The organism is Pseudomonas fluorescens group sp. PF-69 (assembly GCF_054481235.1).
In genome coordinates this window covers 1-15,966 of record NZ_JBTMNC010000003.1, presented here as the reverse complement: position 1 = coordinate 15,966, position 15,966 = coordinate 1, and the positions used below count along the sequence as shown (strand labels likewise).

The window sequence follows — 15,966 nt, the reverse complement described above, 5'->3', positions numbered from 1 at the left end:
TTCAATTGGCCCCCACACCACGACCTGGTGCGGGGGCCTTTTTTTGTGCCTGTGAGTTCCAGACATGGCATGTCTGGGCTACCATAGGCCCACTGTCTGGTTTTACGCACAGACCGCCACTCACTCGCAAAGGAAAGGACGCCATGAGCAGCACCGTCGCCAAAACCGCCCAAGCCTTCACGACCACCACCTGTCGCCACTGCGGCAGCACGGCGTTGACCTGGGCGACCTCGATCGTCAACCGCTCGGACGTGCAGCAAGGCCGGCTCAATACCCGCGACGTCGAGTGCCTGTTTTCTCTCGGCTGCGATACCTGTTCCGAGACGCTGGCCATGGTCAGCGCGGATCGGGTGGCCGACCTGGTCAACGCCGGCGCCGCCGAGCAGCGCGCCGCCAACGATGCCGACGCGGCGTGACGTGTCACAACCCATTGAGAAAAGGAGATTCAGCACCATGAAAAACAGCCACGGCCTCGATGTCGATTACTTCAGCCGCAAGATGGAACGCATGCTCAACGGCGCGTCGAGCTACACCCGCGACGAATGGGCACGCGAGTGCGCGCGCATGGCCAAGGTCGCCGATCCGGCGGTGCTGCTGGAGGCCGAGTTTGTCGGTGAGCCGGCGCCGTTTGCCGTCAAGGTCGTCAGCAAGTTGCAGCGCTATCAAGAATGCACCGATGACGATCAAGGCGCCGATATCGGCCGCCACTGGTTTGACCTGCTGACGCAGTTGGGTTTGCTGATCCGCGTACAGCGCAGCCCGGCGCTGTGGGAGCTGTCGCAGCAGGGCGAGGATCTGCTAGAGGCCGAGCGCGTGAAGTCGGTTGTTCTGGCCAAGTCCGGCGCGTGATGCGTCACCACCCATTGAAGAAAGGAGATTCACCCATGGCTGACCTTGATTTGATCCTGCCGCGCGTCACCGTCGAGGGCGACGAGCTGGTAATCCGCATCCACCAGCGCACCTTGGCCCATTCGGTGGCCATGGGCGACAACTGGCCCGTCAGCGGCGACGGCCAGCCGATGGCGTTCGTTATTGATCAGGCTCTGTTGATGGCCGAAGTGGCCACGCAGTTGCTGGAGGAAGACGAGCAGGGTGCCACGCCGTTACACCACCTGTTCGACGCGGCCGCGATGGCCATCATTGAGCAGGGTGGCGAGTCCATCGAGCTGCGCGAAGACGAGGGCGACGACGAATGAGCGGCGTGACTCCCGCGCTGCTGGATCAGGCCGCGCGGTTTGTCGCGGCGCGGCCCTTCACCGGGCCCCGGGCGCTGATGCGCCGCTTTTCCATCGGCCTGCACGCGGCTCGCTGGCTGCTGATCAATCTGGAACAACAAGGCCTGGTGCGTGGCCACTGGAGCCGCCTGGTCGCGTCCGCCAGCCTGGGCGGTGTTGACGTGTATTCGCACCGAATCTACCGGGTGCAGCCGTGGGCCTGGCGCACGCTAACAGGGGGCGCATGATGGCGCGCAAGAAAGCCAAGGAAGCGCAAGCGCTGACCCTCGATCGAGTCCAGGCCCTGGAGGCGCGGGCCATGAAACTGGTGGCGGCGATCGAGGCGGTCGACAGCGCCGACGACCTGGAGGATGCCGGCCAGTACGTGAAATGGTTCACCGACATGATGGTCAGCGAGGGCTATCACCCGATCGCCGCCGAAGGCTTTGCCGCGCATGGGCGCAAGGCGGTGGCCGCCGCCCAGGTGCGCCTCGGCGTGCAGCGGGATGCCCCAGGCCTGCCGAAGACCGACGCCGGCGCGCTGGATGCCGGCTATTTCAAGACCCGGCTCAAAAGCATGATCGCCGTGTTATCGAACTACAGCCCGGCCGAGCTGGCCCGCGAGTGCGCGCGCCTGGCTCGCCGCGCGGATCCGCGCGTGCTGCAGGAGGACGAATTTCAATGACTGCCCCTCGCATTGAGTTGCCGCCAAGGAGGTTCCACCATGCCCCGCATCTATAAAGGCAAGCTCAGCGAAGGCGCCGGCCTGGCCAACTGTGTGCGCCAGGCCATTCTCGACCAGGAGCTGGCCGGCCAGGCGCTGCGCTTGTACTGGGTTGACGACACCGACGTGGTGGCCGCCCGCTCGCGCGAGGAAGCCCTGGAGGTGATGCGCCGTCAGTACGGCACTGAGCAATGCCGCGACTTGACCGAGAAGGTGGTCAAGCCGATCGATGACGCCCAGGCGAACTTGCCGCTGACCGACCCTCAAGGCGCGCCCGTGGATACGCTGCGCGCGCGCCTGGTGCTGGCCCAGGGGCCGGCCTGGCTCGGCGGTTCGCAATGAGCCCAGGCCTCGCGCTGACGTGATCCCTCACGCGCGACGCAACAGCTCGCGCGTTGACCCCTGTTGTGACCGGTCACGCTGTTATCGACCGCACCACCTCCCAAGCAGCCCCAGGCTAGAGCGGTTTATGCGCTCGGTCTTGCCCTGTGCGCCGCGACCCGCTACAAAGACCCCACTTTCGTCACAGGCAGCCCCATGACCACCCGCGACCCCGACAGCCGCCCGTTGCGCGGCATTACCGAGGAAACCTTTCTGTCCCATATCCGCAACCACTCCGCGCGCGAGGTGGTGGTGCAATACATGGGGTTGAGTGAGGTGGACGGGTCCGAGCAATGGACGATTTCCATTCGCCTGGGTGATTCGCGCAACCGCCTGACCCCGATTCGTTCCAAGCGCGAGCCGGTGCGCTACTGGAAAAGCCTCAAGGCGGTGGCCAGTTTTTGCCGCAAGCGGGGCGTACCGGTGGCGACCGTGGAATGGTAAAAAGATATCAAAAAGATACGAAAAGAATTGACGTTAGATATCCATAGGATATCCTTTGCGTATCTAAACGATACATGAGGGGAGGCGACACTATGTCCATTATCGTGGTGGGAAACACCAAGGGCGGAATCGGCAAGTCGACCAATGCGGTACAGGTGGCGGTGGGTCGTGCGTGCCAGGGCAAGGACGTGCTGCTGGTCAATGCTGACCGGCAGTCGTCTTCGTCCAATGCGATCGATCGGCGGGACGCCGCCGGCCTCACGCCGAGCGTGACCCTAGTCGCGTACCCGGACGGCCAGCAGCTGCGTACCCAGGTGCTGCGGCAGCTGGACAAGTACGACGATATCGTTATCGATGCCGGCGGCCGTGACAGCTCGGCCTTTCGCCATGCGATGATGATCGCCGACGTCATGTTGGTGCCGATCGCGCCCGGCGATTTTGAGCTGGACGCTCTGGAGGATGAACTGGTGCCGCTGATCCGGGAGATTCAGGCCTCGCGTGGCGACAACCCGCTGCCGGTCTATGCCTACCTGAACATGGCCGAGGCCAAGAAGTTTTCCAGCGATAACCTCGACACCCGCAAGTCGATTGAGAGCTTTCCCGAGCTGCAGCTGCTCGACCTGAACATCGTCAAGCGCAAGTCCATTGCGGCGGCGTCAGCGCGCGGTCTGGCCGTTAGGGAAATGAAGCCGCGCGACCCCAAGGCGGTCAAAGAAATTGACGAACTGCTGGCCGCGCTGTTTTAATCGAAAAACATATCCTTTGGGTATTTATTTAATATCCAAATAAGATCTAAAAAGTATCAGGACAATATCCTATGGCTGTTATTAAACGCGCTCCAAAACCCGCCAGCGATGCCCCCGAGGAAGCGCAAAAAGCCGCCCTGATCGCGGCGCCGGCGCCGGACAGCAAGGCCGAGAGCGTGCAGCGGGGCAAGCTGGTCAAGTTTCCGACGGCCCTTGAGCAAGGTTTTTTAGATGAGGTGGATGCCTTCCGCCAGCATGCTGGGCTGTCGCGTAATGCGGTGATCAGGATTGCCCTGCGCCGTTTGCTGGATTCTGGCGCCGTGTGAGCGGTTAGCGTCAGACACTAAAAAGCCCCGGCAGGCAGGGTCCTGGCGGGGCTTTTTTCGAGGGTGGAACGGGCCGCGATCAATGCCCGCGCCGGTTGCGCAACTCGACGTAGTGCGGGTCGACGGTCGCGGCGCCCATGTGCTCGGTGGCCATGTCGATGCGCGAGCCTAGGTCAGCGTTGTTGTGGTTGAGATAGGTCAGCGCCGAGTAGCCCAGCCCGGCCGCGAGGCCGATGATCATCAGGTGCCGTGGGCGCAGCACGCCAAGCACGAAGGCCCGGGCAATCATGTGGGCCTGGGTCCGGGCGCCCAGCTTGCCGCGTATGCGGCCCTCGACCAGCGGCAAGGCTTCTTCATGCAGGCCTGTGGCCTGGGCTTGTTCGGGCATGGTGTAGCCCTCAGCCATGCAAGCCAGTAGGCCCAGTTCACGTTGGGTCAGGTTCTGGCCGGGGGTGATAATCAGGTTCTCAGAGACCTGTTCGCGAGTGGTCATGACTGTTTCAATCCGTTGAATGGGGGGGAGTTACACCAAGAGGTTATTGGTCGCCTCAAAGAGGCCGCCGGCGGGCTCGCTGGACAGATGGCGATCGTGGGCTACCTGGAGGGTGTGCTGCGCCTTGAGCAGGTGGAATTTCAAGCGTTCGTGCTCATTGGGCCCGAGCATTCCTTGCATGAAGTACAAGGTCACCGTATCCACGGCGCTGCCAATGTGGTGTGCGCTTTCAGAGAGGTGATCGCTTACGGCGTGGAAGGTGGCCGCGCACAGTGGATTTTCGGGCATTCGAGCGGATCCTTTTGACGAATTTATATACAAATGCAACGTTTTTGTATTTTAACGACTTTGTAAGGACCTGTAACAGGGGTTTTTCTAGCGGGAATGCAAAATGGCCGTGACTCGACCAATAATCACCAGGCTTTCATCTTTGGCGACCACTTCCCGGCCGTCGTGGTTGATGACCTTGATCGAGCCGTCTAGCTCGGGCTCCAGCCAGCGAAACCAGATCCGGTTATCGACCAGTAAGGCGTACAGATCACGCTCGCGCGGGGTTTTATTGCTGTGATCGATCAGCGCCAGGTCGTTTTTGCTCAAGGTCGGCGACATGCTGGAGTCAGTGGCCTTAACCAGGATGCAGCGTTCGGGCGTCAGGCCCACCTGTTCAAAATAGAGGGCGCTAAACGCGGCGTTTTTGTCCGTGGCGATGCGCACGGCGGCGCCTTCGGCGTTAATCACCGTGGTGCCTTCCAGGCACGGGTAGCCGCTGTCCAGGTTGGTGCGGTAATCGTTGGTAATACCCATCAGGTAGCCCGGCGCCACTTCCAGGGCGGCGGCCAGCTCCAAAATCGTCGGTATTTTCGGCATGGCGCGCCCGCGTTCCCAAGCGTGATATTTCGACGTGCTAGGACGGCTGGGCATGCGCGCGCAGACGTCATCGATTTTCATTTTCAAACGCTGGCGGGCTTTGGCCAAGCGCTCGCTGATCGGCGACTCGGTGTCGATAATCATAAAAGTCGGATCCTTTTGGGGGTGCGGTTTTGCAACTTAGGTTTGTCAATTTATGCGTAAATAGTACAACCTTTTTGCACATCACCATAAAAATCTGTTGCAACTGCGGTGTTGTGCGGCTAAAAATACAAAAATATTGTACTAATCAATATTAAATGTATTTTTATGTTGGCTGATTGTATGACTCCCCAGCACCAAATTAGTGCCCTTACCGTCCTGCCTATGATGGAAAGCCTTGTCGCAGACCCGCTGCTGATGACGGTGCGCGCGCGCGTGGGTATCGCCGGGGTCGGTCGTCTAGCCACCATTCTGTCGCTCTGCGGTCCTGCCGGCGCCTGCCTCGGTTATGCCGAATGGCTGGGCCTGCTGCAGGCCACGCCGCACGAATACGACCTCTTAGTCACTGTGCTGCGCGAGCTGCAGGTGTTTACCACCCAGGCCACCGATGAGCCATCGCGCATCCGTTTCGAGCCCGGTCCTGCCTGGGCGCCGACGTGGGCGGCGCGTCCGGTCCACCTGACGCTGATGCCGGATGCAGCGGCCTGGGCCGCCTGGTGCCAAAGCGAGCTGGCCATGCCCGGCTGGCTGCTCGAAACCCCCGAGACGCAAGCCCTGTTCCGCCGCTGGTGCGCGTCTAACGTAACCGTCGACGAGGCCACCCAGGCCGTACTGCAGGCGGTCGCCGGCGGCGATGTCAGCCCGTCGACGATCCACCAGCAACTGGCCCTCGTGCGCAAGTCCGCCCTGCAAAAAGCCTCCCGCTAAGGCGCGCCACGCGCCGCCTATCACCCCTCCGGCTGCCTGTCAGGCGGCCATGCAAGGAACCCGCCCCAATGCTGATTATCGGCCTCTATGGGGGCTCGCCTGAGTCCCGCCACGAAATCCAACGCGCCCTGGTCCACCCGCAAAAACGCCCCGAGCTGCAGGCCTTTGCTTGCCCGATTGCGGTGCGCCTGGCGGGTTCGCGGGTGCACCACTTGCGCGCCGCCCTGGAGCAACGCCCCGCCGGCGTCCAGGTGCTGCTGGTGACGCACGTGCAAACCGTCGAGGAAGCCCAGTTGCTCAAAGAGTACGGCGCACGCATGTGGTACGTCATGGGCCAGCCCAGCGAAGTGATTCCGTTGGCCCAAGGCGACCTGCCCGTAACTGGCATGGTCGGCGGCTGCCGGCACTACCTTGACCCACTGGAAGCATTGAGCCAGTCGTTGCTCGATGCGCGCCGGGGGCGCTGATGGCCTTGCCTCACTACGCCTACCGCGACCCGGCCCAGCAGGTGGAGGCGGACGAGTTGCACCGCCTGGGCTGCAAGGGCTGCGCCCGGGCCGAGACCATGCTGGGCCTGTCGTTCTGCCCCAGCGACCTGCGATACCCCAGTTGCAAGCGCAACAAGCGCGACGGCTACCTGCTGGCTCGCGAGCATGGGGGTGAAGGATGACCCCAAGGACGCAAAAGCGCCTCAAGGTCCATTTGGAAAAATGGGCGCGCTGGACCGCTGGCCTGGGCGTGGGCCTGGGCGGCGGCAGCATTCTGGCGCGCTGGATGGACAGCAAGGGCCACCTGATTTTCGGCGGCAACAGCGGCCCGAAAAAAGGCCCGATCGATGACTGGGAGGCGGCGATCGAGGCCTGCGTGCTGCACCTGGCCACCACCGACCTGCTGGCCGCCGACGTGCTGCGCCTGGAGCACGACGCCGGGATCGACAACGTGCTGAGCCGTCGGGGCATTCAAGGCTATGACCCGATCAACGCCACCAGCGTGCGCCGCGCCAAGGCCCTGGGCATCAGCGATCGCACCTATCGCCGCCACCTCACTACCGCGCGCCAGGCCGTGGCCGCCGCGCTGAAACTGGAGACACCCCTCGCATGAAATCCCACCCGTTGTTCGCCTGGCTCGGTCAGGAGCCTGACCAAATCCCTCTGGCGCGCTTGAATGCTTACAGTGCCGCCCTCGGGCTCGATGCGCGCGTCGTGACCCATCACGCTCTGCGTGGTGAGGGTCAGCCGCTGGATGCTTTCCTGCAGGCGGCGTTGACCCAGTTCGATCGGACCTACGTCGAGCGCGAGCTGGGCGCCGGGTTTGTCGCCGCCGTGGCGTTTATGACCCCCAGTCAGCGCGCCGGCTTCCTGTTCGTGCGCCCCACCACGCCGGCGGCCGTGGCGCTGTGGGCCATTGGCCTGGCTGACCTGGACAACCCGTTGCCGGTGCGTCAGCGCCTGTCGGAGCTGTGCGCGCCGACGCTGACGCCGATTGCGCCGTGCGCGCCGGCCGATCGCACCCGGCAGTTGGCCCAGGCGGAACTGTCCCGACTGGACGCGCCGACCCTGCAGGGCGCCTTTGACCTGCTGATCGACGGCCTGCAGCTGCACGCCCATGGCTTGCCCGGCCTGCTCTTTACCCCCTTGGACAGTCGCCCATGAACACCCCGCGCGAGGAGTTTGTGCAGGTTCTTGGGCGTCGGGCGATCAAGGCCCTGCCGCGTGCCGAGGTGGTGCGCCTGCAGGCGGCCGACAAGTACGTCAGCGTCTATTCAGCGACCCAGGAGGTGCTGCTGGAGGATTCCCTGGCCACCCTGGAACGCGAAGGTATGCCGGGCTTTTTCCGCTGTCACCGCGCGCACCTGGTGCGCCTGGACCTGATCGCCCGCGTTTGGCGCGCGCACAACACCACCGATTACTGGCTGCAGCTGCAGGGCTGCGCCGAGCCGCTGCCGGTGGCGCGCCGCCATCGCCGCGCGCTGTTTGCGCTGCGCCCGGAACTCAACCCCTCGGCGTGATCCGTCACGCCTAAAACGGCGCGTTCGCGCGCCATACCCCCGCGTCACCTTCTACCCTTCCCCTTGCCTCGGCGTTCGGCTGCCTGCCGTTCGCCGTCGGCGCGCACCTGGAGGCTTTCCCATGGCCCGCACCCTGAAAACCGAGATCACCGAGGCGGCGATCAAACGTCATGCCGCTGACCCGGACATTCGCGAACTCAACGACCCGCGTTTGCCGTTGCGCCTGCGCTACGGAAAGGACCGTTCCGCCGCCAGTTGGCACCTGGTGCGTCACGTTGATGGCAAAGACCTCTGGCGCAAGGTGGGCAGCTGGCCAGCGCTGACCGCCAAGGCGCTCAAGGAGGCCCTGCCGCGCATCCTCGCCCGCTACGCCCATGATCCCGGTTACGCCGCCTCAGTCAGCGGGTACGCCACCCTTAACGACCTGCTGGTCTGGTACGAGACGCGCCTGGCGACCAACCGGAATCTGTCGCGCCGGCGCATCGCCACCGTGCGCTCGGCCATTCGTAAACACCTGCGGCCCAAGGTCGGCGCCCTGCCCTTGATCGACTGCACCCGCGCCGCCCTGGACGCCCAGTTGATCTGGCCGCTGCAGGGGCAATGCTCGCTCGCCCATACGCGCCTGGTGTGGTCGGCCTTGCGGGTGATCTGCAAGCAGGCGACCAAGCTGCAGCTGGTAGAGGTGGACCCGCTGCTCGGCATGCAGTTTTCCGACTTTTCCAGCGTGGCGATCCGCGCCAAGGCCATGCGCATCCGGCCCGAGGCGATCGGTCCGCTGCTGGCTCAGTTGGCCGAACGTTTCGACGAGCGCCCGGGCGAGGTGATGCTGGTGGCCCTGCAGCTGGCCCACGGCACGCGCATCAACGAGACCCGCCTGGCGCGCTGGCAGCACGTCAACGGCGGCGGCTGGTGGCACATCCCGGCGGAAAACGCCAAGACCCGCGAAGCCTTGAACATCCCCATCACCGCGCAGCTGCAGGGCCTGCTGCAGCGCTACCGGGCGCGCCAGGTCAAGGCCGGTTACAGCGGGGTGTGGTTGTTCCCGGGCAAGCGTCAGGGCCAACCCTTGTCCGAACGGGCAGCCCTGGAAGTCTACGCGCGCTATTCAGCCGGCGAGTGGTCCAGCCATGACCTGCGCAAACTGGCGCGCACCACCTGGCTCGACCTGGGCATCGACTACCTGATCGGCGAGCTGCTGCTCAACCACAAGCTCAAGGATTTGAACGCCGCCTACATCCACACCCACGCCGAGGAACGCAAGCGCGACGGCCTGCAGCGCTGGCACGCCTGGCTCGATGCGCGGGGTTTTGCCGCCCTGCACGCCAAGACGTCACCAAGACACGAAGAATCAGCCGTCGCACTGCAAGCCACGACCGGCGCGGCCTCGGCGGCCTTTTAGGCGTACATAAGCTAGGAGGACGTTGTGCACGGCGGGCGCTTAGGAATACAATCGTTTTGCATTTATCAAAAACGGTTTGATTTTAAGGCGCCCGCTCATGACTCGACCCACCCGTTCCACCCTCCGCCAGGGCCAGACCCTGTACGTGCTGGTTCACCCGCTGCTGAGCAATTCCGGGCGCCATGAAGCCCTGGCCGTGCCCATCGACAGCAACGCCGCCCGCGATCGCGTCAGCCGCCTGATGGGTCCGGCCGGGGTCTACAGCTACAGCCGCAAACACATCGAATCCCTGGCCGCCGGCCTCAATGCGCGTCTAATCGCCGATCAGGCGCGGGCCCTGGGCTCGCCCTTCCCGCGTTCGACATCGCAGCGTCAGCGGCCTTTCAGGAGCCTAGTCCATGTCGCGTAAGCCTTCCCTTTCCTCTTTGCGCGCTGGCCAGACCCTGTACCTGGTCGACGCCAAGCGCACGGCGCACCACGGTGCGGCCCAGGTGGCCATGGTTCAGGTCAGCAATGCCGACGTGCGTTATGCCCATGACGTGTTGAAGGGCTTGCCGCCCCGGGCCTTTTACTCGCGCCGGCGCGCCCTGAGCTGCGCCCGCCAGCTGGCTCGGCAACAGGCGCAACTGAAAGGCGCACTCCGGTCGATCATCCGCGCCCTGGCCTCGGAGGGTCGGCCATGAGGCGGATTCTGTTGTTGGGTGTCGGTCTGTTGGGTCTGTCCGGCTGTTATGCCCCGGACGCAGCCCAGCGCGCCCTGTTCGATGCCGGCTACACCGGGATCGAAGTCAGCCGCGAGCCGCTGCTGGCCTTTTCAAAATGCGCCGACGACGATCGTTTCGAGACCTGGTTTACGGCCGTGAGCCCAGTGGGGCGCCGCGTTTCGGGCGCGGTGTGCAGTGGCTGGTTCAAGGGCTCGACCGTGAGGGTCGACGGATGAGCGAACAAACCTCCCTGGCCCGGCTGGCCCGTCTGATCGGCGACGACGCGCACGCCCTGACCTTTCAAACCTTCGGCCAGTACCGCACGGCGCTGCTGGCCGCGGTCAAGCTGTTGCAGGGCCTGCCAGGATCCGCCCCGGTGTCGCTTTCGAAGGCCGAGCAGGAGATTCAGGCCGCGCGCCTGGCCCGACAGTTGGAGCATGAACGGGCCGGCTTTCCAGCGTGCCGGGATGATGCCTACACCTCGGGCGAGCTGGCCCTGGAAGCGACGGCCTACCTGCACTCGGCGCTGAACAATAACCGGGCCTACGTGCCCCGGTATTTTCCGTGGGATCCGCTGCACTGGCCGGTTGAGACGCCGCGTGGCTGCCTGGTCCGCGCCGCCGCGCTGTGCCGTGATGAGCTGGAACGCCTGGACCGCGCGGCGGCACAGGTGCACCCATGAGCCATGCCGTGTTGTTCCTCGGCGGTCCGCTGGACGGCACGCGCACCATCGTCGAGGAACTGCCGCCGTTCCGGCTGTACCCGACCTGGGATTCTGAAAAAGGCATAGCGAGCCAGGTGGTCTATCGCTTAAAAGAAATCCACGACGCCGATGGCGGTTTGGCGGGTCAGCTCTATGTGCGGGAAGGGTTGGGTGTGCTGGCCCAGCTGCTACACGGTTACCGCGAGGCGCGCGCATGAGTCGCACCAAGCCGCCGACCAAGGCCCAGCAAAAGGCCCAGGCGCAGAAAGCCAAAGATGAACAGAACGCGCGCAAAGAGGCCCAGCGCCTGCGCGACAAAGCCCTGGGCATCGAGCGCAAGGAACTGGCCCTGTCGAACCGTGAATTGGACATGGTGCGCTTTGGCTGCCTGGTGCGCGGCGGCCTGGCTGAACCCTACGGTCTCAACGAATACCTCAGTACGCTGATCCGTCGCGACTATGCGCGGCTGCAGGAGCAACTGCAGGACGTCCAGGGTCAAGCCTGTGGGCAGTGCCACAAGCCGTTGCCACAAGGCTGTGGTGGTGACCATCCGGGGTATGCCACCTGCTGGTTCAAGCGCGGCCCGGCCTCGCTGTTGCTGTGACTGGTCACAATGGCGTGCATTTAGCGAAATGCAAAAATATTTGATTTATGCAAAACGGTTTGACAGTTCTGGCCGCTTTCCTTATCTTTTGTTCTAGCGTGGTGATTGACGCGCCACCGCTGACCCTCTCCGGCCATCCTCGCCAGGCCATTTTTTTGCAGTAACCCCGGCCCCAGCCTGCCGGGTGCTGAATGCCCCGATTCAGCGCTCTTTTTATTTCGCGACATCTCTTTATTGCCCGGCCGCCCCGCCGGGTTTTTTTTCGTCTGGAGTTTTTATCATGTCGAGAGCCCTGGAACTGGCGAAGGACGCCGGCGTGGCCGCGCCGCCGGTGTATGTCGCGGCGCAAACGCTGTTTTTCGGTTTGCCGCTCAATAGCTGGGCCTCGCTGCTAGCCATCATCTATACGGCGCTGATCATCCTCAACCATGTTCGTAAGCAGTGGCTGCCCTGGCTGGTGTCGAAGCCGTGGACACGCTCGCAGTGGTGGAAGGGATGAAGCTGCCGCGCGGGTTGGTGATCCCGCTGGCCGGCACGGCGCTGGCCATCGCCGGCAGTCTTAGTGGTTTCTTTGAAGGCACCCGCTACGTGCCCTACCAGGACGTCGGTGGGATCTGGACCGTCTGTGACGGCCATACCGGCCCTGACGTGGTGCCGGGTTTGGTGGCGACAGAGGCGCAGTGCGAAGCCTACCGCCAAGCCGATTTGGCGGTGGCTAACCGCGCCGTCAAGCGCCTGATCAGCGTGCCGCTCTCGGCGCCCTGCGAAGGGGCCTTGACCGATTTCACGCTGAACGTCGGCAGCGGGACGCTGGCCAAGTCGTCGATCCGCACCAAGTTCAACGCCGGTGATTACGCCGGCGGCGCAGCGGCTATTTCCCTGTACCACTACGCCGGCGGTCGTGACTGCCAGCTGAGCGCGTCCAGTTGTGCCGGGATCGTGGTTCGGCGCTCGGTCGAGCGCTGGTTATGTGAGCTGAACCTATGAGTTTTCATCTTTGGGCGACTCTGCGCGCCCTTACCACCCGCTGGCCATTGCCCGCAAAAGGAGCTATCAATTTGGAACTTGTCGACACTTCCGCCCCCGACACCGCTGCCGGTGTGGCTCTCAATGCTTCGCCTGACGCTGTCGGTCTTGCTGTTGCTGACCCTGCTGCCGCTGCCGGCACGTCCACTGCCCTGGTCGCTGAGAACAGCCTGTCGGCCGGCTTCGGCCTTGCCGCTGTTGCTGCTGCTGCGGCCCCGGCTGCGGCTGTCGCGCCTGTTGCCGCTGCTCCAACGGTTGACACTGCGCCAGTTGCTGCGTCCATCCCTGCGCTCGGCCTGGCGCCGCTGGATTCTGATGGCGAAGGCGAAGACCGCGACGAGCTGGAAAGCCTCAGCGCACTGGCGGCGCCGGCGGACATGTTCGTCGGCCTGCTGAAAAACCTGGTGTCGTTCGCCATGGACTTGGGCCATGACTTCGAAACCGCGTTCGATGCGGCGGCCATCCGTGCGCAGGCCATGGTTGCGCCGAAGCAATGAAAGCGGCCCTCGCGCTGATTCTGTGCGTTCTGGTGCTGCTCGGCGGTGTGTCTTACATCGAGTGGCAGTTGCACAAGGCAGAGAGCGCGGCGGCCACAGCGACCACTGAGTTAAAGGCGGCGCGCGACGCTAACCAATCGCAGGCCCTTGCCTTGGCGACCCTGGAAGCCGACCGCGCTGCCGACCAACAGCAACTGGCCGCGCTGGCTGATCAACTGACGTTGATCGAGGCGCAGCGCAATACCACGCGAAGTGCCTTCGCCCAGGTGGTGGCTCATGCAACGCCCGCTGATAAAGACTTGCTTAATAGCAAGTTGCCTGCTGCTACTGTGCAGCTGTTCCGTCGATCAACCGCAACAGTTGATCCAAGCGCAAGTAATCCGCCTGTCCATCCCTGACGCGATGCTCACGCCTTGCGCCATGACCGGGATGGAAGGCGACACCGTTGCCGACCTGGTGAACTACGCCATCGATCAAAGCGCCGCCATTGCCTGTTATCAGGCCAAGCAAAATCAAGTGCGCGCGAAAGTGGCCAGTCAGCCCGCCGGTTAACAAGTTGGAAAAAGCCCATGTCTGATGCTCTTAATATTTCGATACGATCCAATATCAAGGAAATCAGTAAAAGCCTCTCAGACATGGCATTCAGACAAATTGCTTTTGCTACAACTACGGCGCTGACCGAGTTAGCAAAAGAAGTGCAAGCCGATGAAAGTGACAACATCGCGCACACGTTCAAGAAGCCCAAGGCCTTTACCAAAAACGCCGTCGGCATGCGCGGCGCGCGCAAGGACAACTTGACCGCGCTGGTGTTCGTCAAACCGATCGCGGCGCGCTACCTGCAGCCGTATGAAGACGGCGGCAACCATGTGCTGCCGGGTAAAGCATTGCTCAACCCGAAAGACATCAAGCTCAATACCAACGGGCAGTTGCCGCGCGGAATCCTGGCCCGACTCAAGGCCCGCCCGGATATTTTTATTGGGCCGGTTAAGACGAAGTCTGGCGTTGTCAACGGTGTTTGGCAGCGGGCTTACTTTCGACCAAAAGGGAGTGAGCGCGGCCGCTCCCATCAGGGCGGCGAGGTGAAGCGCGGGGCTAATACAACGGGGCGCTTGAAACTTCTAATTCGTTTTGGTGATGCGCTGCCGGTAAATAAACGCCTCAACTATCGCAGTCGCGCGCAAAGTTTGGTGGATCGTCGGTTTAATGCCGTGTTTGCCACGGCGATGGATAAAGCACTAACAACGGCCAAATAGAATGTTTAACGACAAGTATGTAAATGCGGCGCTAGTTTGTTCGGTTGCGTCGGCAGTTGTTAGTTATAAGCCATTGCTGTGCGCGTTAATTGTTGCTCAAGTTTTTTTGATTAGTTTGATGTTCAAAAAGTTATGGGGGGGTGCGCCATGAAGTAGATCGACGTGGTTCCTGAGTCACGGGCGCAAGTGACCGTATTCGGCCCAAATCGTAAAACGAGGGCGCGCTGGTCAGCGGTGTACCTGAATACTGACCCGGAGCGCATCAGCCGCCAGCTGATCCCGTGAGCGACCGAGAGAGGTCACAAGGACGGCCGTGGCACGGCGCCGGATAACGTCACCGGCCCGCCCGGGAGGGTCCGACGGGGTGGGTAGGAGGGCCATAGGCACCCCCCCCCTTGTTTGGGTCCCTCCTGGGCTCTCCTGCAGCGTGGGCATTGCGCGCCGCGCTGCAGCCCCAGCTATGAATTTTGAAAATTGGGTAACAGTTTTTTATGGCCATCGTCAGCCAATCCACGTTCGCCAAAATCATGGACGTGTCACGCAAGACGGTCACCACCTGGAAAGCCAAGAATTTATTGGTGATGCAGGGCGATCAGGTCGATGAAACGGCCTCGAAAAAATTGCTCGATAAGTACCGCTCGCCACCGGCCAAATCTGTTACCTCGGCCCGGGCGCGAGTCGCCAAAAAACCGACGACGGGTAACAAACCAGGTAACAAGAATTCCGCCGCGTCAGGTAACAACTCTGACGCGCCCAAACGTCCCCGCAAGACTGCCCCGCCCGAACCCGGTACGCCGGAGTTCGACGCCGCCGAAGACATCGCCCGAAACGGCGCGCCGCACACCCTCAACGAGGCCAAGCGGATCAAGGAAAACTATCTCGCCAAGCTGCGCGAGCTGGAGTTTCAAGAGAAAACCGGCGAGCTGGTCGAGTTGGCCCTGGTCGAGCGGGTGTTGTTCAAAAGTTTCCGTCAACAGCGCGACGCCTGGTTGAACTGGCCGGCCAAGGTCGGGCCACTGATCGCCGCCGAGCTGGATATCGACAGTGACAAGGTGGTCGCCCAGCTCAATGAATACGTCCACAAACAAATCAGTCAGCTCAGCGAGCCGGTGCTCGACTTCGAAGCCGAACAAGATTGAGCGGCTGTATCGCGCCATTCAACGGGCCATGGCCCCGCCGCCGCGCATCAGCCTGCCGGCCTGGGCCGACAAGTTCCGCAAGCTGGCCCCCGAAGCGGGCAGCACCTCCGGCGATTGGGATACATCGACCGTCGAGGTCGCCCGAGGCCTGATGTTGGCCGTGACCGAGCTGGGCGTGCGGACCATTTCCGCCATGGTCTCGACCCAGCTGCTCAAAACGGCCTTTCTGGAGAACGTCACCGGCTACTTCGCGCACCTGGACCCCTGCCCGATCTTGCTGGTGCAGCCCAAGGAAGACGCCGCCGAGCAGTTTTCCAAGGAACGCATCAGCCCGCTGATCCGCATCACGCCCGTGCTGCGCGCAATCATGGGCAGCCAGGGCAAGAGCCGCAACAAGGACGAAACCCTGCTGTACAAGGCGTTCCCCGGTGGCTTTCTGGCCCTGGTCGGCGCCGGCAGCCCGGACAACCTGGCGCGCCGGCCGATCCGTGTGGTGCTGTTCGACGAGGTCGACAAGTACCCGGTGACT

33 protein-coding genes are annotated in these 15,966 nt (G+C 63.0%); 30 read left to right on the top strand and 3 right to left on the bottom strand.

Annotated elements, in window-relative coordinates; genetic code table 11:
* Nucleotides 1-143 precede the first annotated feature (143 nt).
* The 9 genes from ACX3YF_RS31510 (at nucleotide 144) to ACX3YF_RS31470 (ending at nucleotide 3,835) form a co-directional block, all read left to right on the top strand.
* On the top strand, nucleotides 144-416 hold the full coding sequence (locus ACX3YF_RS31510) for a hypothetical protein (protein ID WP_458974927.1): 273 nt from the start codon (nucleotides 144-146) through the stop codon (nucleotides 414-416).
* A 37-nt stretch (nucleotides 417-453) separates the two neighbouring features.
* Complete coding sequence (locus tag ACX3YF_RS31505) at nucleotides 454-849, top strand: hypothetical protein (RefSeq protein ID WP_458974926.1); 396 nt, start codon at nucleotides 454-456, stop codon at nucleotides 847-849.
* 35 nt (nucleotides 850-884) lie between these two features.
* On the top strand, nucleotides 885-1,196 hold the full coding sequence (locus tag ACX3YF_RS31500; protein WP_458974925.1) for a hypothetical protein: 312 nt from the start codon (nucleotides 885-887) through the stop codon (nucleotides 1,194-1,196).
* Nucleotides 1,193-1,462 carry a hypothetical protein gene (locus tag ACX3YF_RS31495; protein ID WP_458974924.1) on the top strand — a complete coding sequence of 90 codons (270 nt, stop codon included), beginning with the start codon at nucleotides 1,193-1,195 and terminating at the stop codon, nucleotides 1,460-1,462. The genes ACX3YF_RS31500 and ACX3YF_RS31495 overlap by 4 nt, the downstream gene beginning before the upstream one ends.
* Nucleotides 1,462-1,899, top strand: a complete 438-nt coding sequence (locus ACX3YF_RS31490) for a hypothetical protein (protein ID WP_458974923.1) — start codon at nucleotides 1,462-1,464, stop codon at nucleotides 1,897-1,899. The genes ACX3YF_RS31495 and ACX3YF_RS31490 overlap by 1 nt, the downstream gene beginning before the upstream one ends.
* Before the next feature lie 39 nt (nucleotides 1,900-1,938).
* Nucleotides 1,939-2,280: a hypothetical protein gene (locus ACX3YF_RS31485; RefSeq protein ID WP_458974922.1), complete on the top strand. Its 342-nt coding sequence runs from the start codon at nucleotides 1,939-1,941 to the stop codon at nucleotides 2,278-2,280.
* Nucleotides 2,281-2,475: 195 nt separating this feature from the next.
* Complete coding sequence (locus tag ACX3YF_RS31480) at nucleotides 2,476-2,763, top strand: hypothetical protein (RefSeq protein WP_458974921.1); 288 nt, start codon at nucleotides 2,476-2,478, stop codon at nucleotides 2,761-2,763.
* Between the two features lie 92 nt (nucleotides 2,764-2,855).
* Nucleotides 2,856-3,509, top strand: coding sequence for an AAA family ATPase (locus ACX3YF_RS31475; protein WP_458974920.1), 654 nt, complete (start codon nucleotides 2,856-2,858; stop codon nucleotides 3,507-3,509).
* 71 nt (nucleotides 3,510-3,580) lie between these two features.
* Complete coding sequence (locus tag ACX3YF_RS31470; RefSeq protein ID WP_458974919.1) at nucleotides 3,581-3,835, top strand: ribbon-helix-helix domain-containing protein; 255 nt, start codon at nucleotides 3,581-3,583, stop codon at nucleotides 3,833-3,835.
* Between the two features lie 79 nt (nucleotides 3,836-3,914).
* Here the strand turns inward: ACX3YF_RS31470 and ACX3YF_RS31465 are convergent, their stop codons facing one another.
* The 3 genes from ACX3YF_RS31465 to ACX3YF_RS31455 form a co-directional block, all read right to left on the bottom strand.
* On the bottom strand, nucleotides 3,915-4,328 hold the full coding sequence (locus ACX3YF_RS31465) for a hypothetical protein (protein ID WP_458974918.1): 414 nt from the start codon (nucleotides 4,326-4,328) through the stop codon (nucleotides 3,915-3,917).
* Nucleotides 4,329-4,358: 30 nt separating this feature from the next.
* Nucleotides 4,359-4,616 (bottom strand): hypothetical protein, encoded by a 258-nt coding sequence (locus ACX3YF_RS31460; protein WP_458974917.1) that lies wholly within the window; start codon nucleotides 4,614-4,616, stop codon nucleotides 4,359-4,361.
* 87 nt (nucleotides 4,617-4,703) lie between these two features.
* Nucleotides 4,704-5,339: an XRE family transcriptional regulator gene (locus tag ACX3YF_RS31455; RefSeq protein WP_458974916.1), complete on the bottom strand. Its 636-nt coding sequence runs from the start codon at nucleotides 5,337-5,339 to the stop codon at nucleotides 4,704-4,706.
* 222 nt (nucleotides 5,340-5,561) lie between these two features.
* Here ACX3YF_RS31455 and ACX3YF_RS31450 point away from each other — a divergent pair, with 222 nt between their 5' ends.
* The 21 genes from ACX3YF_RS31450 to ACX3YF_RS31350 form a co-directional block, all read left to right on the top strand.
* Nucleotides 5,562-6,104, top strand: a complete 543-nt coding sequence (locus tag ACX3YF_RS31450) for a hypothetical protein (RefSeq protein ID WP_458974915.1) — start codon at nucleotides 5,562-5,564, stop codon at nucleotides 6,102-6,104.
* Nucleotides 6,105-6,172: 68 nt separating this feature from the next.
* A complete protein-coding gene (locus ACX3YF_RS31445) occupies nucleotides 6,173-6,571 on the top strand; it encodes a hypothetical protein (RefSeq protein ID WP_458974914.1) in 399 nt (132 codons plus the stop codon).
* Complete coding sequence (locus tag ACX3YF_RS31440) at nucleotides 6,571-6,774, top strand: hypothetical protein (RefSeq protein ID WP_458974913.1); 204 nt, start codon at nucleotides 6,571-6,573, stop codon at nucleotides 6,772-6,774. Before ACX3YF_RS31445 ends, ACX3YF_RS31440 begins: the two co-directional genes overlap by 1 nt.
* Nucleotides 6,771-7,205, top strand: a complete 435-nt coding sequence (locus ACX3YF_RS31435; RefSeq protein ID WP_458974912.1) for a hypothetical protein — start codon at nucleotides 6,771-6,773, stop codon at nucleotides 7,203-7,205. The genes ACX3YF_RS31440 and ACX3YF_RS31435 overlap by 4 nt, the downstream gene beginning before the upstream one ends.
* Nucleotides 7,202-7,756: a hypothetical protein gene (locus ACX3YF_RS31430; RefSeq protein ID WP_458974911.1), complete on the top strand. Its 555-nt coding sequence runs from the start codon at nucleotides 7,202-7,204 to the stop codon at nucleotides 7,754-7,756. Before ACX3YF_RS31435 ends, ACX3YF_RS31430 begins: the two co-directional genes overlap by 4 nt.
* On the top strand, nucleotides 7,753-8,112 hold the full coding sequence (locus tag ACX3YF_RS31425) for a LytTR family DNA-binding domain-containing protein (protein WP_458974910.1): 360 nt from the start codon (nucleotides 7,753-7,755) through the stop codon (nucleotides 8,110-8,112). The genes ACX3YF_RS31430 and ACX3YF_RS31425 overlap by 4 nt, the downstream gene beginning before the upstream one ends.
* Nucleotides 8,113-8,233: 121 nt before the next feature.
* The gene (locus tag ACX3YF_RS31420; protein WP_458974909.1) at nucleotides 8,234-9,511 is read left to right on the top strand and encodes a tyrosine-type recombinase/integrase; all 1,278 of its coding nucleotides are present in this window, start codon (nucleotides 8,234-8,236) and stop codon (nucleotides 9,509-9,511) included.
* 97 nt (nucleotides 9,512-9,608) lie between these two features.
* Nucleotides 9,609-9,920, top strand: a complete 312-nt coding sequence (locus ACX3YF_RS31415; RefSeq protein ID WP_458974908.1) for a hypothetical protein — start codon at nucleotides 9,609-9,611, stop codon at nucleotides 9,918-9,920.
* Entirely contained in the window at nucleotides 9,910-10,194 is a 285-nt protein-coding gene (locus tag ACX3YF_RS31410) for a hypothetical protein (RefSeq protein WP_458974907.1), read from the top strand. Before ACX3YF_RS31415 ends, ACX3YF_RS31410 begins: the two co-directional genes overlap by 11 nt.
* Complete coding sequence (locus ACX3YF_RS31405) at nucleotides 10,191-10,451, top strand: hypothetical protein (protein WP_458974906.1); 261 nt, start codon at nucleotides 10,191-10,193, stop codon at nucleotides 10,449-10,451. Before ACX3YF_RS31410 ends, ACX3YF_RS31405 begins: the two co-directional genes overlap by 4 nt.
* Nucleotides 10,448-10,897, top strand: coding sequence for a hypothetical protein (locus ACX3YF_RS31400; RefSeq protein ID WP_458974905.1), 450 nt, complete (start codon nucleotides 10,448-10,450; stop codon nucleotides 10,895-10,897). The genes ACX3YF_RS31405 and ACX3YF_RS31400 overlap by 4 nt, the downstream gene beginning before the upstream one ends.
* The gene (locus tag ACX3YF_RS31395; RefSeq protein ID WP_458974904.1) at nucleotides 10,894-11,136 is read left to right on the top strand and encodes a hypothetical protein; all 243 of its coding nucleotides are present in this window, start codon (nucleotides 10,894-10,896) and stop codon (nucleotides 11,134-11,136) included. Before ACX3YF_RS31400 ends, ACX3YF_RS31395 begins: the two co-directional genes overlap by 4 nt.
* Nucleotides 11,133-11,522, top strand: coding sequence for a hypothetical protein (locus ACX3YF_RS31390; protein WP_458974903.1), 390 nt, complete (start codon nucleotides 11,133-11,135; stop codon nucleotides 11,520-11,522). The genes ACX3YF_RS31395 and ACX3YF_RS31390 overlap by 4 nt, the downstream gene beginning before the upstream one ends.
* Nucleotides 11,523-11,802: 280 nt before the next feature.
* The gene (locus ACX3YF_RS31385; protein WP_458974902.1) at nucleotides 11,803-12,021 is read left to right on the top strand and encodes a hypothetical protein; all 219 of its coding nucleotides are present in this window, start codon (nucleotides 11,803-11,805) and stop codon (nucleotides 12,019-12,021) included.
* Nucleotides 11,991-12,509, top strand: coding sequence for a lysozyme (locus ACX3YF_RS31380; protein ID WP_458974901.1), 519 nt, complete (start codon nucleotides 11,991-11,993; stop codon nucleotides 12,507-12,509). Before ACX3YF_RS31385 ends, ACX3YF_RS31380 begins: the two co-directional genes overlap by 31 nt.
* 71 nt (nucleotides 12,510-12,580) lie before the next feature.
* Nucleotides 12,581-13,045 carry a hypothetical protein gene (locus ACX3YF_RS31375; RefSeq protein ID WP_458974900.1) on the top strand — a complete coding sequence of 155 codons (465 nt, stop codon included), beginning with the start codon at nucleotides 12,581-12,583 and terminating at the stop codon, nucleotides 13,043-13,045.
* Nucleotides 13,042-13,443, top strand: a complete 402-nt coding sequence (locus ACX3YF_RS31370; protein WP_458974899.1) for a hypothetical protein — start codon at nucleotides 13,042-13,044, stop codon at nucleotides 13,441-13,443. Before ACX3YF_RS31375 ends, ACX3YF_RS31370 begins: the two co-directional genes overlap by 4 nt.
* Nucleotides 13,406-13,597 carry an Rz1-like lysis system protein LysC gene (lysC, locus tag ACX3YF_RS31365; RefSeq protein ID WP_458974898.1) on the top strand — a complete coding sequence of 64 codons (192 nt, stop codon included), beginning with the start codon at nucleotides 13,406-13,408 and terminating at the stop codon, nucleotides 13,595-13,597. The genes ACX3YF_RS31370 and lysC overlap by 38 nt, the downstream gene beginning before the upstream one ends.
* A gap of 17 nt (nucleotides 13,598-13,614) precedes the next feature.
* On the top strand, nucleotides 13,615-14,298 hold the full coding sequence (locus ACX3YF_RS31360) for a hypothetical protein (protein WP_458974897.1): 684 nt from the start codon (nucleotides 13,615-13,617) through the stop codon (nucleotides 14,296-14,298).
* Between the two features lie 491 nt (nucleotides 14,299-14,789).
* On the top strand, nucleotides 14,790-15,437 hold the full coding sequence (locus ACX3YF_RS31355) for a hypothetical protein (protein ID WP_458974896.1): 648 nt from the start codon (nucleotides 14,790-14,792) through the stop codon (nucleotides 15,435-15,437).
* A 28-nt stretch (nucleotides 15,438-15,465) separates the two neighbouring features.
* The coding region (locus ACX3YF_RS31350; protein WP_458974895.1) for a phage terminase large subunit family protein at nucleotides 15,466-15,966 on the top strand (501 nt) is incomplete at its 3' end.

Bases quoted from the DNA above. Each gene is read 5' to 3' on its own strand.
- ACX3YF_RS31510 (WP_458974927.1), top strand. From the start codon at position 144: ATGAGCAGCACCGTCGCCAAAACCGCCCAAGCCTTCACGACCACCACC.
- ACX3YF_RS31505 (WP_458974926.1), top strand. From the start codon at position 454: ATGAAAAACAGCCACGGCCTCGATGTCGATTACTTCAGCCGCAAGATG.
- ACX3YF_RS31500 (WP_458974925.1), top strand. From the start codon at position 885: ATGGCTGACCTTGATTTGATCCTGCCGCGCGTCACCGTCGAGGGCGAC.
- ACX3YF_RS31495 (WP_458974924.1), top strand. From the start codon at position 1,193: ATGAGCGGCGTGACTCCCGCGCTGCTGGATCAGGCCGCGCGGTTTGTC.
- ACX3YF_RS31490 (WP_458974923.1), top strand. From the start codon at position 1,462: ATGGCGCGCAAGAAAGCCAAGGAAGCGCAAGCGCTGACCCTCGATCGA.
- ACX3YF_RS31485 (WP_458974922.1), top strand. From the start codon at position 1,939: ATGCCCCGCATCTATAAAGGCAAGCTCAGCGAAGGCGCCGGCCTGGCC.
- ACX3YF_RS31480 (WP_458974921.1), top strand. From the start codon at position 2,476: ATGACCACCCGCGACCCCGACAGCCGCCCGTTGCGCGGCATTACCGAG.
- ACX3YF_RS31475 (WP_458974920.1), top strand. From the start codon at position 2,856: ATGTCCATTATCGTGGTGGGAAACACCAAGGGCGGAATCGGCAAGTCG.
- ACX3YF_RS31470 (WP_458974919.1), top strand. From the start codon at position 3,581: ATGGCTGTTATTAAACGCGCTCCAAAACCCGCCAGCGATGCCCCCGAG.
- ACX3YF_RS31465 (WP_458974918.1), bottom strand. From the start codon at position 4,328: ATGACCACTCGCGAACAGGTCTCTGAGAACCTGATTATCACCCCCGGC.
- ACX3YF_RS31460 (WP_458974917.1), bottom strand. From the start codon at position 4,616: ATGCCCGAAAATCCACTGTGCGCGGCCACCTTCCACGCCGTAAGCGAT.
- ACX3YF_RS31455 (WP_458974916.1), bottom strand. From the start codon at position 5,339: ATGATTATCGACACCGAGTCGCCGATCAGCGAGCGCTTGGCCAAAGCC.
- ACX3YF_RS31450 (WP_458974915.1), top strand. From the start codon at position 5,562: ATGATGGAAAGCCTTGTCGCAGACCCGCTGCTGATGACGGTGCGCGCG.
- ACX3YF_RS31445 (WP_458974914.1), top strand. From the start codon at position 6,173: ATGCTGATTATCGGCCTCTATGGGGGCTCGCCTGAGTCCCGCCACGAA.
- ACX3YF_RS31440 (WP_458974913.1), top strand. From the start codon at position 6,571: ATGGCCTTGCCTCACTACGCCTACCGCGACCCGGCCCAGCAGGTGGAG.
- ACX3YF_RS31435 (WP_458974912.1), top strand. From the start codon at position 6,771: ATGACCCCAAGGACGCAAAAGCGCCTCAAGGTCCATTTGGAAAAATGG.
- ACX3YF_RS31430 (WP_458974911.1), top strand. From the start codon at position 7,202: ATGAAATCCCACCCGTTGTTCGCCTGGCTCGGTCAGGAGCCTGACCAA.
- ACX3YF_RS31425 (WP_458974910.1), top strand. From the start codon at position 7,753: ATGAACACCCCGCGCGAGGAGTTTGTGCAGGTTCTTGGGCGTCGGGCG.
- ACX3YF_RS31420 (WP_458974909.1), top strand. From the start codon at position 8,234: ATGGCCCGCACCCTGAAAACCGAGATCACCGAGGCGGCGATCAAACGT.
- ACX3YF_RS31415 (WP_458974908.1), top strand. From the start codon at position 9,609: ATGACTCGACCCACCCGTTCCACCCTCCGCCAGGGCCAGACCCTGTAC.
- ACX3YF_RS31410 (WP_458974907.1), top strand. From the start codon at position 9,910: ATGTCGCGTAAGCCTTCCCTTTCCTCTTTGCGCGCTGGCCAGACCCTG.
- ACX3YF_RS31405 (WP_458974906.1), top strand. From the start codon at position 10,191: ATGAGGCGGATTCTGTTGTTGGGTGTCGGTCTGTTGGGTCTGTCCGGC.
- ACX3YF_RS31400 (WP_458974905.1), top strand. From the start codon at position 10,448: ATGAGCGAACAAACCTCCCTGGCCCGGCTGGCCCGTCTGATCGGCGAC.
- ACX3YF_RS31395 (WP_458974904.1), top strand. From the start codon at position 10,894: ATGAGCCATGCCGTGTTGTTCCTCGGCGGTCCGCTGGACGGCACGCGC.
- ACX3YF_RS31390 (WP_458974903.1), top strand. From the start codon at position 11,133: ATGAGTCGCACCAAGCCGCCGACCAAGGCCCAGCAAAAGGCCCAGGCG.
- ACX3YF_RS31385 (WP_458974902.1), top strand. From the start codon at position 11,803: ATGTCGAGAGCCCTGGAACTGGCGAAGGACGCCGGCGTGGCCGCGCCG.
- ACX3YF_RS31370 (WP_458974899.1), top strand. From the start codon at position 13,042: ATGAAAGCGGCCCTCGCGCTGATTCTGTGCGTTCTGGTGCTGCTCGGC.
- ACX3YF_RS31360 (WP_458974897.1), top strand. From the start codon at position 13,615: ATGTCTGATGCTCTTAATATTTCGATACGATCCAATATCAAGGAAATC.
- ACX3YF_RS31355 (WP_458974896.1), top strand. From the start codon at position 14,790: ATGGCCATCGTCAGCCAATCCACGTTCGCCAAAATCATGGACGTGTCA.